The organism is Amycolatopsis sp. lyj-90, assembly GCF_046549035.1.
Classification (GTDB): domain Bacteria; phylum Actinomycetota; class Actinomycetes; order Mycobacteriales; family Pseudonocardiaceae; genus Amycolatopsis.
This window is the reverse complement of the sequence record NZ_JAJPWP010000002.1, coordinates 696,561-711,814: the sequence shown is the minus strand read 5'-3', so window position 1 is coordinate 711,814 and position 15,254 is coordinate 696,561. Positions and strand designations below refer to the sequence as shown.

Sequence of the window (15,254 nt, the reverse complement as noted above, 5' to 3'; positions counted from 1 at the left end):
CATCACAAGTAGCCTTGCTTCGCCGTGGAGTGCGCGAAGCAAGGTTGCTTGTGTTCGTATTTGTTTTAGCCGGGCCAGGCCTCCGCCTCCGCGGTGAGCGCCGTTGCGACGTCGATCTCCCGCGAGCGCACGCGCCAGGCCAGCGACCCCGGCTGGGGCTGCATGAGCAACCAACCCGCGACGTCATTGTCTGTGTAGAAAGGGTTTTCGTCGTCGCCGATACCCAGCGAGGTGAAGTACTGGCGGGCGGGCCAGGTCTCGGGAACCCAAGTCCGTGCCCAGCGCACCACAATGCGAGCGAGGTCGTTGTGGCTGTCCGCCGGATGTATGAGACGGTCACCCGCCGTGCAGATCAGACGTGGCGTAAAGGCGGCGCCCAAAGGCGCGATCACATGACGATCGTTCAATTCTCCCCCGATCCACGGATGTGGACCATGTTCATCGATGACAGATGCGCTAACCGCGCGAACAAGGAAGGACGGCCAGTGGAGGACTCGGTGACACGGGTCCGTACTTCCACGGCTCCTGTTTGAACCGATCGCCATCCTAGTGAAAGGTGAATCCGACCGGAATCCGGGTCCTGCGAGTGAAGAGTCGACACGTTCCCGTGAAGGCGAGTGTGAACTCGTTCAGCCTGGGTATGCCATCGCTGATCGATCGTTCATCGCCGAATTTCGAAAGAAGGATCGAAATGAAACAGGCACTACTGAAATCGACTTGTGCGTGTGTGATGGCCGCCGTCATCCTGCTGACCGGAGCGGGCCCCGCGGCCGCCGCCGTTGAACCCGTTCCGACGGCGCCGGCTTCGCGGTACGCGGCCGACGACGGAAACGGGAGTCCGCGCGACGATCGGTCCGATGCCGACAGGGGTGGCAACGGACTTTGGGGTCTACTCGGTTTGGTGGGCTTGCTCGGACTCGCCGGACTCGCCCGGCGGGGTCCGAAACCCGGCGCGATGGCCGGATACCCCGCTTCGGGCGCCGATGCTCCGCCCGTGAACACTTATCCGCCCGCTGAGCCGCGACGCCATCCTCCGGGCACCTGACCACGCTCTCCGCGGGAGCGGAACCGCCCAGTTCTTGTCTCCTCCGACGGAAGTCCGGCGCTCCGCGTCGGACTTCCGTGTACCCGACGGGATTCGCACCTTATTGCTGCGCGCTAATTCCATTGGGCCGTTTTTTCGACCGTTGCCGATAATAGCGTCACGTTGCCAGGATGAGAAGGGATCCAGGGTGGAGCACTTCCTAAGAGTGTACTTCTGGGCAAGCGAAAACTTTAATGATTACCCACTGAATCGTGAATGTAAACAACACGAACGAGTGTAGTTGAGGAGGCTTGCGAAGTCAGGGTGCACGGTTGCCTGCCGGGAACGGCAGCCGATACGCGCGGAAGAGTGAGCAAATCAGGATAAGGTAGCGGAGGGTGATCATCGGAGGAAAGGTGTGCACGGAAGAGAATCAGATGTCGGCGGGATGGCGAAGCTGTATCGCATGATTGCGAATCGGTGTTTCACGAAAAAGGTAAACCACGCAAGGTGGGATTACGGAAATCGTCGGCGTTACCGGATCGGCGCAGGTTCACCCTCGGGCTATTCGTAGAGGACGTATGCCGGGGTGGGCGTCAGCGCGAGGACCTCCGCAGGGGTCATCAGGGCCGCCCCTCGGCGGGTGTCCTCGTCGAAGAAGAGTTTGAAACCCGCTCGCACGTGGCCGGGCTTGCTCGGCATGAGCGTTTTCCATGTCGCCTTCTTGGCGGCGGCGGAACCGATCCCGTCCACGACCTTCACCACGGAGACGCCAGGATGGGGTTTCAGCAGTCCCTCGTCGCGTACCACCGACGAAGCCACCTGGTGGTAGACCATGACCTTGGCGGGTAGCCGGTGAAGCTGCGCCAGTTCGCCGAGGTAGTGGGCGACCCCGTCGAGTTCGGCGCCGGTGGTGCGTCCGAATTTCTTCCCGGGGACGACACCTGGTTCGACGGCCCACTCCGGATCGAGCGCGACCCCGACGTCGGGCTCCTTCAGCCAGTGCTCGTAGGCCCGCACCTCGGGCAGGAAGTCCGCGCGACCGGGCTGAATATCGAGTAGCAGCAGGCCGTTCATCGCGCGTGCGGCGTCGAGGTATGCCCGCACGGTTTCGTCGCCGCATCGGCTGCGGTACATGCCGTCGGCACCAGGCGAGCGGTGCACGGTGGTCGCGATCAACTCCACGACCGGTGTGATCGGCCGCCCCGGCGGAAAGGTGCCGATCTGTTTCCGCAGCTCGCGACCTGCGGCAGCGAGGTCCCCGGTCATCCGGCCGAGCGCCTTCGCGCCCGGCGCTCCACAGAAGCCGACCAGCAGGTTCGTCGCGAGTGGATCGGCGGGCGGCTGGGCGAGCGCCGGTGCCGCGGCCGGGGCGGGCGCCATCGGCGCCGCGGCCGCGCTGCCTCGTCGGGGCGCGCCGCAGGCGCTCGCCGCGAGTCCCGCCAGTCCGACGGTGAGGACGAAACGGCGGCTGTGGTCGGTCATCCGGTCTCCTTCAAAGCTGCGCTCATGTTTTCGTTGCCAGTCCAGGAAAATACCCGTGTTGATCTTCGCGCAAACCCGGCGGCCGACGATCACCAGATCGTGCCGGGCCCGATTCCGGGCCGGATGCCCCGAGCTGCGGATACTTCGTTTTTCGCGTGAGGGAACCAAAATTCGCGCTCACCCGACTCGGTGCATCCGAGTGCTCTCGCGCGGTTCCGGCAGCAGACTTTCAGAATGTCTTTTCTTTTCCGGTTCGGCGCAGGTGCTGCCGTCGCCCTCGTGGCGGCATGTGGGGCCCCGGGGCCGGCGGTTTCCCCGTCGCCGGAGCTGGGAACCGTTTCCGCGGTCGCACCGACACGCGTCACACCGGCGTTCGCGCGGCAGGTGGCCGCCGACGAACTCGGCCGGGTACCGATCCTGATGTACCACCGGCTCGTCGAGAAGCCGCGATCGGTCTACGACCGTACTCCCGCCGACTTCGCGGCGGAGCTGAAACGACTGGCCGCCGAGGACTACGTCCCGGTCACGACGGCCGACCTGGTGAGCCGACGGCTCGATCTGCCCGCGGGCGCGCATCCGGTCGTACTGACCTTCGACGACGGCGACCCGAGCGTCTTCGCGCTCACCCCGGAGGGACAGCCGGCGCCGGGCACCGCCGTACGGATCTTGCTGGACGTCGCGGCCGCGCACCCCCGATTCCGGCCGGTCGCCAGCGTGTATGTCAACGAGCACCCGTTCGGCGGTGACGAACGTGCTTTGCGCTGGTTGTCCGACCATCACTTCGAGATCGGCAACCACACCGCGCGGCACACGAACCTGCGCCGCGCGGACGAGGCCGCCGCCTCGGCGGCGATCGCCGAGGGCGACGGCCTGATCAGACGGGCGCTGCCCGGTTACGAACCCAGCACGCTCGCACTGCCGTACGGCGCGCAGCCTCGGCGAGAAGGACTGGCGCTGCAAGGACCGGGCTATACCTATCGCGGAGCGTTGCTCGTCGGGGCCGGGCCCGCGCCGTCTCCCTGTTCCCGTGCGTTCGAACCTGCGGCGATCCCGCGGATCCGGTCACAGTCGACCGGGCCGGAGGCGGAATACGGCTCGGCTCACTGGCTCGACCAGCTCGGTTCGCCCACCGGGCATCGGTATACCTCGGACGGCGATCCGAAGACGGTGTCGTATCCGCGATCCGACGTCGTTCCCGCCGCGGCTTGCGCGAGTGTGAGTCTTGCCTACTGAGAGTCCCCATGTACGACGCGACGGAAGCCTCGTCGACTGGCTGCCACAGCCTCGCGCTCCCTTGACCAAGCCGCCGGTGCACGCGAGCACCAAACCGGCTCCGCCTCCCAAACACCGGTTGCCCACGCGTGGGCATGGGACGATCGCGAGTCCGCCGGAGAAGCCGGCGCCTCGCCGGCGGCGGAAGGCTTCGGAGGCGGACCGGACGTGGTGGCCGTTGACCGTCATCTTTCTCGCTCTGGTGCTTTCGATGGCGCTTTTCGTGGCACCTTTCGCCCTTGAGACTCCAGTCGCCCCGGGCCCGCCGGAGCCGAAACCGTCGCCGCGACCGGCAAGTGGCCAGTCGATCGTGCCCCCGCCGGAGCCCGCCGCGTTGCCGGACGGTGCTCCCTTCACACCGACCGGCGCGGGAGCCTGGCACGTCGTGCCCGGCGTCAGTGGTTCGGTGGCGGGCACCGGAACGCGGCGGCTGACCTACACCGTCGAGATCGAGGACGGGGTGGCTTTTCCCTCGTTCGCCCCGGAAGTGGAGGCCATTCTCGCGGACCCGCGCGGATGGATCGGGTCCGACGACGTGTCGCTCCGGCGGATCGACGGCCTGGACGCCGCGCCGTCGTTCCGGATCAGTCTCACCAGCTCCGCCACGAGCCGCCGCCCGGACCTTTGCGGATTCGAGATTCCGTACGACTCGTCGTGCTATCTCACCCGTGATCGCCGGGTCGTCGTCAACCTCGCACGCTGGGTCCGTGGTGCCCATTCGTTCGAGCGCGATCTTCTGGCCTACCACCGGTACGCGGTCAATCACGAGGTCGGCCACGCGCTCGGTCACGGACATGTCGGCTGTCCCTCGGCGGGGGCCGTGGCGCCGGTGATGATGCAGCAGACCTTCGGACTGTCCAACAGCTACGTCGCGGACCTCAACCGTGCCGAGCCGGGCGCAGCGGTGAACGTACGTCCGGATGGAGCTGTCTGCCGTCCCAATCCGTGGGTCACGACGACGCGATGAGCCTCCGGCGGGGGCGGGAGCCGAGACCAGACCTGACGGCGGCTCCCGCCACCGAAGTGGAGCAGCTGCGACGGGCGTTGGCCACGCAGCCGATCATCGAACAGGCGAAGGGGATGTTGATGCTGTTGTGGCAGTGGACACCTGAGGAGGCCTTTGCCGCGCTGAGGGTGATTTCCCAGCACACCAACGTCAAACTGCACGACGTGGCCACCGTGGTCGTCGCCGCGGGCAGCCGGGGCAGGTCCGAGTCGGTCGACGAGGCGACCAGCGGCGTGGTGCTGGCCGAAGTCCGCCGGCTCGTGCTGGACCGGACGCGGCCTACGACTTCGCGGTGACTTCGATGGCCACGACACACGTGTCGTCGTCGGTGTCGGCGGTGCTGTAGGTGAGCAAGGCATCGAGCTGCTTGTCCAGATCGCCGTCGTGCTCGTCCACGAGGCCGACCAGGTGGGTGATCGAGTCCTGCACCGGCCGGTCGCGGCGTTCGATCAGGCCGTCGGTGTAGAGGAGCAGGACGTCGCCGTTGTCGAGATGCAGCTGCTCTTCCTGGTAGGTCACCTCTGGCACGGCTCCGAGCAAGGTGCCCTGAATGAGCGGGAGCGTCGTGGTCTGTCCCCGGTGCCGGAGGATCGGAGGGAGATGGCCCGCCCGCGCCCAGCGCAGGATCCTGGTCGTGGGGTTGTAGAGGGCCGCGACGGCGGTGGCGGTGACGTGGTTGGTGAGGTTGTAGGCGACCAGGTTGAGCCAGGTGAGCAACTGGGCGGGCCCGGCGCCGGTGGCGGCGAGGCCACGCAGGGCGTTGCGAAGGTTGACCATCCCGGTGGCCGCGTCGATGCCGTGCCCCGCGATGTCGCCGACGCAGAGCAGGATCTCGCCGCTGGGCAGGGCGACGGCGTCGTACCAGTCGCCGCCGACGAGGTTCTCCTTTTCCGCGGGCCGGTACCGGACGGCGGTCCGGATCCCGGCGACGTCCAGCGGATCTCGGGCGGGCGGCATGATCGCGTGCTGCAGTTGGAGGGTCAGGCGGTTGCGTTCGATCGCTTGTTGTTCGGTGGCGGCCAGCCGGTCGCGAGTGGCCGAGAGGGCGACTTCGGCCCAGTGCTGGGCGGAGACGTCCTGATAGGCACCGCGAATTCCGAGAAGATCTCCCCGGCTGTCGACGACGGGCTCGGCGACGACCCGGATGTACCGGGAGACGCCGTCGGAGCGCTGAAGCCGGAACGCGGTCGAGGCGGATCGCCTGTGGTGCAGCAGGGTTCGGAGGAACCGGCCGATCGAGGGCGAATCGTCAGGGTGCGCGTAGTCGGCCAGCCGGGCCAGGGGGAGAGGGGATGCCGTGGAAGGCAGTCCGTAGAGGGCGAACAGCTCCGAGTTCCACAGCACGGCTCCGGTCACCGGGTTCTCTTCGAAACCACCGATCCGGCCGAGCCGCTGGGCGTGCTGCAGCAGCGTGGTCAGCTTGGCGGCGTCATCCTGCAGGCGCAAGCCGAGCAAGACCGTGCCGGCGAGCCTGCTGATACTGACATCGGCCAGTACCGGCAGCGGAACCTGATCCACGGACGTGGTGATCGTCGTGTTCTGGTCGCGGAACGGCTCTCCCGTCGCGTGGACCCGGTGGATCTTGTCCAGCAGACCGCCTTCCTCCGCCGCGAGCGGATACATCTCGAGCAACCGCGCTCCGATGAGCCGGGCCGGCGGCCGTCCGCCTGGATCGACGAAGCGCGGGTTGGCGTGATGGATCCGAAAGTCGCCGAACCGGTCGTCATCGTCGTGGCACGGCGAAAGCAGGAGGGCCGGGTCGGGCAGGCCGTCGACGAAATCGACCAACTCGCCGAGCACGCCCGTGGCGAGGTGGGCAGTCGAGGCCGCGGCGCCTCCCTCGACGTTCTCCAGGGTGTGTGCGCACAGCTCGGCCAGTGCCTCTAGTTGCCGTTGCATCCGGCCTGCTTCGAGGTTCACCTGGTTCGGCCAGCAGATCTCCGCGACGCCGATGATCCTTCCGCCGGTTCCGGTCGGGATGGCGATCCGGGTGCCGACGGCCAGGGCGTGCTGTCCGATCGAGGGCAGGCCGGAAGAGGACAGCGCCGGAAACCACACCGAGTCGCGTTCGGCCAGTGCGGCCTGCGCGGGCGTCGACACTCCGGGAGGGACGTACCGCCAGCGGACGGCCTCCTCGGTGGAGAATCCGGCGGCCCCCACCAGCGTGAGCGATCCGTCCGGACCCGCGAGCCAGACCGCGACCGCGGTCGCGCCGAGGGGGCGCAGGGCGTGCTCGAGGATCGCCTCGGCGGCCCGCTGGGTGTCGTCCGCCGCCAGTACGCCGCTTTCCGCCGTCCGCAGACGGACGGTGACCGAGGTGTCCTCGCCGGATTCGTCCGTACGAGCCACGAACTCCGCCGCTACTTCGCTCAGCCGGTCCTTGGCCGCGTCACCGACGACGTCGGCGGCGAATTCCAGCCGAGTCACCCCGGAGCGTTCGGCGAGGGTCGCGAGTTGTCGTGCGGCGTCGCCTGGACCGCAGCCCAAGCGCTCCATCAACACACCTTTGGCGAGTTCGATCAAGGCGCGTCCGTCGGCGACGGCATGGGCGTGGTCGACCTCGTCGCGGAGGCGGGCGACCGTGGCGGCCAGACGCGCCAGGTTCGGGGAAAGGCCGGGGGAAGGCACCGAGCCGGTTTCGTCGACCGACATTCCAGTTCCCCGCTCAGACCGTCAGGTGCCGTTTGAGACAGGCGATCAGCTCGTCCGTGTCGACAGGTTTGGTGACGTAGTCGTTCGCGCCCGAGGCGATGCTCTTTTCGCGGTCACCGGGCATCGCCTTCGCCGTGACGGCCACGATCGGCAGCCGGGCGTGCTCGGGCATGGCCCGGATCGTCGCGGTCGCGGTGTAGCCGTCCATTTCGGGCATCATGATGTCCATCAGGACCAGGTCGATGCCGGGATGAGTGGTCACCCGCTCGACGCCCTTGCGACCGTCTTCGGCGTGTAGCACCTGCAGACCGTGCAGTTCCAGGATTCCGGTGAGCGCGTAGACGTTGCGCGGGTCGTCGTCGACGATCAGCACGGTGCGACCGTGCAGGGTGTTGTCGACGTCCTGAGGGTGCACCGGCGCGGGCTTCTCTCCCGGGTGGACCAAGGGCAGCACCGACCCCGGCTCATCCGCCGAAAGGTGCAGGGCGATCCGTTCCCGCAGCTCGTCCAGGCCGGACAGCACTTCGAGCGAAAGCGTCTCGGCTCTCGCCTGCAGGAGCTGTTCCTGTTCGTGGTCGAGGCGCCTGCTGTTGTGGACCAGGATGGGCACCGTCCGCAGGGCGTTGTCACCCTGCATGGCGTCGAGGAAGGCGAACGAGGTCCCTTCCCGCAGGTCGAGGTCGAGCACGACACAGTGATAAGCGTCGGTGGCGAGGGCGGCCGCCGCCTCTTCCGTGCCCGCCGCGGTCACGACCTCGACGTCGGCGGTGATGACACCGAAGTCCCTGCTGTCGGCCAGATCGCCGGCGGCGCTCTCGGCGACGAGCGTCAGCAGACCGCGTTGCCGCCCTTCGACCACGAGCAGGCGGCGATGCGTGCGGCGCGGGGATTCCCGCACCGGTTCGGCGCCCGGAGTGGCGGCCGATTCCGTACCGATGGCAGGCCGCACCGTGAAGTCGGGTCGTGCGACCGGCAGGTAGAAGGTGAACGTACTGCCCTCACCAAGAATGCTCTCCGCGGTGAGGTGGCCTCCCAGCAACTGCGCGATCTCCCGGCTGATCGACAATCCGAGACCGGTTCCGCCGTATTTGCGGCTGGTCGTGCCGTCCGCTTGCTGGAACGCGCCGAAGATCGATTCGAGCTGGTGCTCCGCGATCCCGATACCCGTGTCGATGACCCGGAAGGCGACGGCGGGCCCGTTCGTGCGCATGGACGGAGGCAGCTCCTCGATCCCGACCGGCTCGATGTGCAGCTCGATTCCGCCCGTGCTGGTGAACTTCACCGCGTTGGAGAGGAGATTGCGCAGCACCTGCCGCAGCCGCGAATCGTCGGTCAGCACCTGCGCGGGGGCGTCCTGGCCGACGCGGATCCGGAAGTCGAGCTGCCGCTGCGAGGTCATCGGCCGGAAGGTCGCTTCGACGTAGTCCAGCAGCTGCCGCAAGGGGACCTGCTCCGGCGTGACGTCCATCTTCCCCGCCTCGACCTTGGACAGGTCGAGGATGTCGTTGATCAACTGCAGGAGATCCGAACCCGCCGAGTGGATGATGCCCGCGTACTCCACTTGCTTGGAGGTGAGGTTGCGAGTGGGGTTCTGGGCCAGCAGTTGCGCGAGGATCAACAGGCTGTTGAGCGGGGTCCGCAGTTCGTGGCTCATGTTGGCCAGGAACTCCGACTTGTACTTCGACGCCAGGGTCAGCTGATGGGCACGGGTTTCGAGTTCCTGGCGCGCTTGCTCGATTTCGAGGTTCTTCGTCTCGATGTCACGGTTCTGGGTCGCCAGCAGCGCGGCCTTCTCTTCCAGCTCGGCGTTGGAACGCTGCAGTTCTTCCTGCTGTGACTGCAGTTCCTCCGAACGCGTCTGGAGCTCGGCGGTCAGTCGCTGCGACTCGTCGAGCAGCTCGTCCGTACGCGCGTTGGCGACGATGCTGTTGACGTTGACGCCGATCTGTTCCATCAGCAGTTCGAGGAACGCCCGGTGCACTTCGGTGAAACCGTGGATCGAGGCCAGCTCGATCACGCCGAGAACCTGATCTTCCACCACGATCGGGAGCACGATCAGGTTCGCCGGTCTCGTCTTCCCCAGGCCGGAGGAGATGGCCACATAGTCCTCCGGCACTTCGTCGACCATGATCGGGCGGCGACTGCGTGCCGCCTGCCCGACCAGCGATTGGCCGATCCGGAAGCGCGCCACCGGACCGTCACCGGCGTCGGGATGCCCGTAAGCGCCGACAAGCCGCAGTTCCGGCCTTTCCGCCGTCTCGTCGGCGAGGTAGAACGCGCCGTACTGCGCGGCGACCAACGGGACCAGCTCGTCCATCACCGCCGCCGCGACCAGGGCGAGGTCGCGACGTCCCTGCATCAGGCCGGTGATGGTGGCCAGGTTCGACTTCAGCCAGTCTTGCTCCTGGTTCGCCCGCGTGGTTTCGCGCAGCGACTCGACCATCGAGTTGATGTTGTCCTTGAGCTCGGCGACCTCGCCGGAGGCGTCCACGGTGATCGAGCGGGTGAGGTCGCCTTCCGCGACCGCGCTGGTGACCTTGGCGATGGCCCGGACCTGCCGGGTGAGGTTCCCGGCCAGTTCGTTGACGTTCTCCGTCAGCCGTTTCCAGGTACCCGATACGCCTTCGACCTCGGCCTGGCCGCCGAGCCGTCCTTCACTGCCGACTTCGCGTGCCACGCGGGTGACCTCCGCGGCGAAGGCGGACAGCTGGTCGACCATCGTGTTGATGGTGGTTTTGAGTTCCAGGATCTCGCCCCGCGCGTCGACGTCGATCTTGCGCGTCAGGTCGCCCTGTGCGACCGCGGTGGTGACCTGGGCGATGTTGCGGACCTGCCCGGTGAGGTTGTTCGCCATCGAGTTGACGTTGTCGGTGAGGTCCTTCCAGGTACCGGCGACGTTCGGCACGCGGGCCTGCCCACCGAGGATCCCTTCGGTTCCGACCTCACGGGCGACCCGGGTGACCTCGTCCGCGAACGCCGACAGCGTGTCGACCATCGTGTTGATGACGTCGGCCAGCGCCGCGACCTCGCCCTTGGCCTCGACGGTGATCTTGCGGGACAGGTCGCCCCGGGCGACCGCCGTGGCGACCTGCGCGATCGAGCGCACCTGACCGGTGAGGTTGGACGCCATCACGTTGACGTTGTCGGTCAGGTCCTTCCAGGTTCCCGAGACACCCCGGACCGTCGCCTGTCCGCCGAGGTTGCCCTCGGTGCCGACCTCACGCGCGACGCGGGTGACTTCGTCGGCGAAGGCGGACAGCTGGTCGACCATCGTGTTGATGGTGTCCTTCAGTTCCAGGATCTCGCCGCGCGCGTCGACCCGGATCTTCTGCGACAGGTCACCGCGGGCCACCGCGGTGGTGACCTCGGCGATCGAACGGACCTGCGCCGTCAGGTTGTCCGCCATGAAGTTCACGGAGTCGGTGAGGTCGCGCCAGGTGCCGGAGACACCCTTGACGTCGGCTTGGCCGCCGAGTCGTCCTTCGGTGCCGACTTCACGGGCGACGCGGGTGACTTCGTCGGCGAAGGCGGACAGCTGACCCACCATGGTGTTCAGCGTGTTCTTCAGCTCCAAGACCTCGCCGCGCGCCGTCACGTTGATCTTCTGGGACAGGTCGCCCTTCGCGACCGCGGTGGCGACCTGGGCGATGTTGCGGACCTGGTCGGTGAGGTTGCCCGCCATGAAGTTCACGGAGTCGGTGAGGTCGCGCCAGGTGCCGGAGACACCCTTGACGTCGGCTTGGCCGCCGAGTCGTCCTTCGGTGCCGACTTCACGGGCGACACGGGTGACTTCGTCGGCGAACGAGGACAGCTGGTCGACCATCGTGTTGATGGTGTTCTTGAGCTCGAGGATCTCGCCGCGCGCGTCCACCGTGATCTTCTGCGACAGATCGCCCTTCGCGACCGCCGTGGTCACCTGGGCGACATTGCGGACCTGGTCGGTGAGATTGCCCGCCATGAAGTTCACGGAGTCGGTGAGATCGCGCCAGACACCGCCGACGCCCGGCACCTCCGCCTGGCCGCCCAGCCGTCCCTCGCTACCGACCTCTCGTGCGACGCGGGTGACTTCGTCGGCGAACGAGGACAGCTGATCCACCATGGTGTTCACGGTGTCCTTGAGTTCGAGGATCTCGCCGCGGGCGTCGACGTCGATCTTCTGGGACAGGTCGCCTCGCGCCACCGCGGTCGCCACCTGGGCGATGTCACGCACCTGGGTGGTGAGGTTGCCCGCCATCGCGTTCACGGAGTCGGTGAGGTCTTTCCAGGTACCGGAGACACCGGGCACCTTCGCCTGGCCGCCCAGCTGCCCCTCGCTGCCGACCTCGCGGGCGACGCGGGTGACCTCCGAGGTGAACAAGGACAGCTGGTCCGCCATCCCGTTGAACACTGTGGCGATGTCGCCCAGCAGTCCGTCGGCGCCGTCCGGCAGCCTGATGCCGAAGTCCCCGTCCCGTACCGCCGTCAGCCCGGCCAGAAGCTGGCGCAGTTCTTCTTCTCCGGCACGACTCATCGTCGCAGTCGCCGACCCGCTCATCCGTCACCACGTCTCTTCTTTGTAGCGTCGAGGAAAGAACCAACAACCAGCCGAGGAGTGCACGGGCGGGAAGGAGCGGCCCGGGCGGTTCCCGAGCATAGCGAAGGTGTACTAGGCTGGGCCGCAACGGTTGAGCAGCCAGCCGCATCCCGCCGAGCGAGACGCCATATTGCTCCCGTCAGCCACAGTGCTCCCGTCAATTGTTTTCCTGACGCTGACGTGAATCGTTTCGGTCGAGATGTCCAGCCTGTGCCCGCGCGCTGTCGCCGGTAGGGGCGAATTCGGCGTGCCCATTTCGGGAATCGAATTCGATTCCGAGGAAAACAAGAAGTTTCTGTCGGTCGATCAGTGAGGCGTGAGAGGCCAGGAGGCGCTGACGGTCGTGCCTGCCGAAGTGCTGGTCACCGTGGACTTCGGCGCGAAGGTGGTGATGATCGGGACCCCGCGACCGCCGTCCGGCCGGTGACCTTCCCGCCAGCGGCCGGAATCGGCGATGGTGACCGTGATCCAGCCTGCCCGGTGTACGGCGGTGATCCTCATGATGTTGTCGGTCCCGGCCGGATAGGCATGCCTGACGACGTTCGTCATCGCTTCGTACACGGTCAGCTTGAGGTCTTCTGCCAGCTCGGCAGGCATTCCTTGATGGCGGGCCCAGTCGGCGAGCACGTTCCTCAGGCGAGCGGCCTGCGCCGGTACGGCCGCGACCTCGTGCACCAGGTCCTCGGCGGAGGCATCGGCTGGCATCTTGTGGAGTACTCCTGTCACCTGCCGAACTGCCTCCGGCTGTTCCCTGGACCGGCCCAGGCTACTCCTGTGGATCGAGCGCGAGTGGTGTGCGGGCAGGCCGCTTCGGCTGGACGGTGCACGCCCCGCGGCACATGCCGGACCTGAGCTTCCGGTTTCCCGGTTGCTGGCGAAGGTGTTTCGGAGGCTGCGCGAGCAGCTGTCCGCCTGAGCGACGTCAGCCTGACCGCGCAACCGAGATGCGGTTCCCGCGATCGTGTTACGCAGGGACGTTGCTCCGCCCGGCAGGTGGTCACTGGTTCGAGTGTATTGGTTTTGCGTGTATTGACTCTGTCGTCGCGATGGCACTCATTGAATTATTGCTGGTCAGCTTCGATTCGATGGTCGCGGAAAGGGGTAAATGATGCCGTCGGCGGATTTTCAGGTGAGGGGTGCGGGGTGACCGCCGTACGACACTCTTATGATTCGCTCGGCGCGAACAAGTCGACGAGAAATGGGAGCCAGCCGTGGGGAGTCGGACAATCGGCGCGATGCGTGCCGGTCGACTTCCGGCCCGTTCGCTCGTCCTGGTGGGCGGTGTGGCCGCGTCGGCGTCATGGCATGCCGTGCGGCGCGGAACAATCGGATCCCGCTGGGTGGCAGCGATTTCGGGGACCAAGCCGCGCAGGCATCGGTGATCCAGCCAGGCGTCAGGCCCGGCTGACCGGACAAGCGATCGGCGTTCGGACTCGGTCGATCGTCCTGACCAGGCGTCGCTGCCTCGCGGCGTCCGGTCACCATTTTCCTTTTCTCATTCAACGAGGAGTTTTTCGTCATGCAAAACCGGGTGAAGTACGTCCTGCGGACCACGCTCGCCAGCGGTGGCCTGTTGATGCTGGGGACCGGCGCCGCGTCGGCGGCCGAAAACGGCGATCTCGACCTGCCTGCCACCCCGGTGGATCAGCTGGCCACTGCGGACCAGGACTCCTTGCGGCCTGCCATCGCCACGGATCCGCTCGACGCCGGTTCGGGCACCCGGATGACCGCCGCCAACACGGAAACCTTGCTGCGAAAGTAGCGGCGACGTCACGCGGCCAGGGGACCGGGGAAGTCGTACTCGAGCCCCTGCCCGCCGATCACGCGCTCACTCGCAGCCAGAGCAGAAGTAAGGGTAAAGCCGTGACAGAGATCTTGATCTGTGACAGCCGGGGAAGAGTGCGGGACGCGGTCAGTCGTGCCATGTCCACGGTTCCCGGCGTAGACCATGTCGACTGCGTAGCGGAGGCCGAGGGGCTGCTGGCCAAGTATGCCCGTCGGCCGGCCGATCTGGTTCTCGTCGGCTTGGAACGCGCCGCCCCGAGCGGAGTGGAGGCCGTTCGACGGCTCGTCAAGGCGGACGTCCGGGCCAACGTCCTGGTCTTCGGGGCCGCCAACGATCCTGTGGTCGTAGCCAACGCGATCATCGGCGGCGCCCGAGGTTACCTTCGCTGGAACACCTCCTGGCCGGAGGTCGTCTCCGCTCTCACCGACACTCTCAACAGCATTTCCGTGCCTGTGCCGCGGCAGCCGTCCTCTGTCGGCGTCCAGCTGACGAGTCGTGAGCTGCAGGTACTGACCGGAATGAGCCAAGGCAAACGCAATGGAGAAATCGGCCGTGAACTGCACCTGGCCGAAGATACGGTGAAGACCCACGCACAACGGCTTTTCCGCAAGCTCGGGGCACAGGACCGCGCCCAAGCCGTCGCCCACGGTTTCCGCCGAGGTGTTCTGCTCTAGCACGACCCGGCACGGCCTATACCGAGTCGGGGTGCTGGTGGATGGTGAGCAGGAGGTGGTCGAACTGGGTGCGTTGCTGGAGGGGGCCGCCGCCGAGGGTGGTGAGGGCGGAGGCGAGTTTTTCGGCGAGGACTCGCAGTTTGGTGTTGGTTTCCTGGGATCTCCATCTGAGGACGTGGAAGGCTTGTTCGGCGGTGATTCCGTAGACGAGCATGAGCGCGCCTTTGGCCTGGTCGATGCAGGCGCGGGCGTCGAGGAGGTCGGGGAGGGCTTCGGCGAGGATTTGCTGGCGGTGTTCGTCGCGGCTGGAGTCGAGGTCGATGTAGTAGCCGGTGGTGCCGACGGTGGTGCCGGTGCTGTCGTAGAGGCGGTCGCCGACGACGAGGACGTGGTGCACGTTCCCGGCGGTGTCGATGATGCGGTGGCGGCTGCAGAACGCGGTGCCGTCGCGGACCGTCGCGGCCAGGGTTCCGGCGACGGTGTCGCGGTCCTCGGGGTGTTTGTGCGACAGGAGTAGCTCGGTGGTGGGCTGGACGGTTCCTGGCGCGTAGCCGTGGAGTTGTGCGACTTCGTCGGACCATTCCCAGGATTGGTCGGCGAAGTGGAAACGGAAGCTGCCGATGGTGTGCGGGCGTCCGCCCATGATCTCGTCCAGGCCGGAAGGCGAAGTGCCCATGGTGGGCTCAGCGATGTCGGTCACCGGCCTATTCTGCCAAGACCGCCGGCCGACGCGATCAAGTTCACCGGCTAGTGGCTGTGACCAGCCGTGCCGGTTTCGAAGC

The 15,254-nt window shown here is 66.8% G+C and carries 12 protein-coding genes; 6 read left to right on the top strand and 6 right to left on the bottom strand.

The genetic code is table 11. The features are described from left to right. Window positions 1-65 precede the first annotated feature (65 nt). On the bottom strand, window positions 66-407 hold the full coding sequence (locus ACLJPX_RS09005; protein ID WP_410599644.1) for a hypothetical protein: 342 nt from the start codon (window positions 405-407) through the stop codon (window positions 66-68). 233 nt (window positions 408-640) lie between these two features. Here ACLJPX_RS09005 and ACLJPX_RS09000 point away from each other — a divergent pair, with 233 nt between their 5' ends. Further along, window positions 641-1,045: a WGxxGxxG family protein gene (locus ACLJPX_RS09000; protein ID WP_410600029.1), complete on the top strand. Its 405-nt coding sequence runs from the start codon at window positions 641-643 to the stop codon at window positions 1,043-1,045. Window positions 1,046-1,588: 543 nt separating this feature from the next. Here the strand turns inward: ACLJPX_RS09000 and ACLJPX_RS08995 are convergent. Continuing rightward, window positions 1,589-2,509 (bottom strand): hypothetical protein, encoded by a 921-nt coding sequence (locus ACLJPX_RS08995; protein WP_410599643.1) that lies wholly within the window; start codon window positions 2,507-2,509, stop codon window positions 1,589-1,591. A gap of 234 nt (window positions 2,510-2,743) precedes the next feature. Between ACLJPX_RS08995 and ACLJPX_RS08990 the strand changes: the two genes are divergently transcribed. The 3 genes from ACLJPX_RS08990 (at window position 2,744) to ACLJPX_RS08980 (ending at window position 5,083) form a co-directional block, all read left to right on the top strand. Further along, window positions 2,744-3,742: a polysaccharide deacetylase family protein gene (locus tag ACLJPX_RS08990; RefSeq protein WP_410599642.1), complete on the top strand. Its 999-nt coding sequence runs from the start codon at window positions 2,744-2,746 to the stop codon at window positions 3,740-3,742. A 349-nt stretch (window positions 3,743-4,091) separates the two neighbouring features. After that, entirely contained in the window at window positions 4,092-4,748 is a 657-nt protein-coding gene (locus ACLJPX_RS08985) for a DUF3152 domain-containing protein (RefSeq protein ID WP_410599641.1), read from the top strand. After that, entirely contained in the window at window positions 4,745-5,083 is a 339-nt protein-coding gene (locus tag ACLJPX_RS08980; RefSeq protein ID WP_410599640.1) for an ANTAR domain-containing protein, read from the top strand. The genes ACLJPX_RS08985 and ACLJPX_RS08980 overlap by 4 nt, the downstream gene beginning before the upstream one ends. Here ACLJPX_RS08980 and ACLJPX_RS08975 read toward each other — a convergent pair. The 3 genes from ACLJPX_RS08975 to ACLJPX_RS08965 form a co-directional block, all read right to left on the bottom strand. Beyond that, on the bottom strand, window positions 5,067-7,439 hold the full coding sequence (locus ACLJPX_RS08975) for a SpoIIE family protein phosphatase (protein WP_410599639.1): 2,373 nt from the start codon (window positions 7,437-7,439) through the stop codon (window positions 5,067-5,069). The genes ACLJPX_RS08980 and ACLJPX_RS08975 overlap by 17 nt on opposite strands. Window positions 7,440-7,452: 13 nt before the next feature. Beyond that, the gene (locus ACLJPX_RS08970; RefSeq protein ID WP_410599638.1) at window positions 7,453-11,949 is read right to left on the bottom strand and encodes a HAMP domain-containing protein; all 4,497 of its coding nucleotides are present in this window, start codon (window positions 11,947-11,949) and stop codon (window positions 7,453-7,455) included. Between the two features lie 369 nt (window positions 11,950-12,318). Continuing rightward, the gene (locus ACLJPX_RS08965) at window positions 12,319-12,717 is read right to left on the bottom strand and encodes an ATP-binding protein (RefSeq protein WP_410599637.1); all 399 of its coding nucleotides are present in this window, start codon (window positions 12,715-12,717) and stop codon (window positions 12,319-12,321) included. An 814-nt stretch (window positions 12,718-13,531) separates the two neighbouring features. Here ACLJPX_RS08965 and ACLJPX_RS08960 point away from each other — a divergent pair. Further along, window positions 13,532-13,774, top strand: a complete 243-nt coding sequence (locus tag ACLJPX_RS08960) for a hypothetical protein (RefSeq protein WP_410599636.1) — start codon at window positions 13,532-13,534, stop codon at window positions 13,772-13,774. Between the two features lie 101 nt (window positions 13,775-13,875). Next, window positions 13,876-14,472, top strand: coding sequence for a response regulator transcription factor (locus tag ACLJPX_RS08955; RefSeq protein WP_410599635.1), 597 nt, complete (start codon window positions 13,876-13,878; stop codon window positions 14,470-14,472). 16 nt (window positions 14,473-14,488) lie between these two features. Here ACLJPX_RS08955 and ACLJPX_RS08950 read toward each other — a convergent pair whose 3' ends face one another. Continuing rightward, window positions 14,489-15,172 carry a PAS and ANTAR domain-containing protein gene (locus ACLJPX_RS08950; RefSeq protein ID WP_410599634.1) on the bottom strand — a complete coding sequence of 228 codons (684 nt, stop codon included), beginning with the start codon at window positions 15,170-15,172 and terminating at the stop codon, window positions 14,489-14,491. Between the last annotated feature and the right edge of the window lie 82 nt (window positions 15,173-15,254).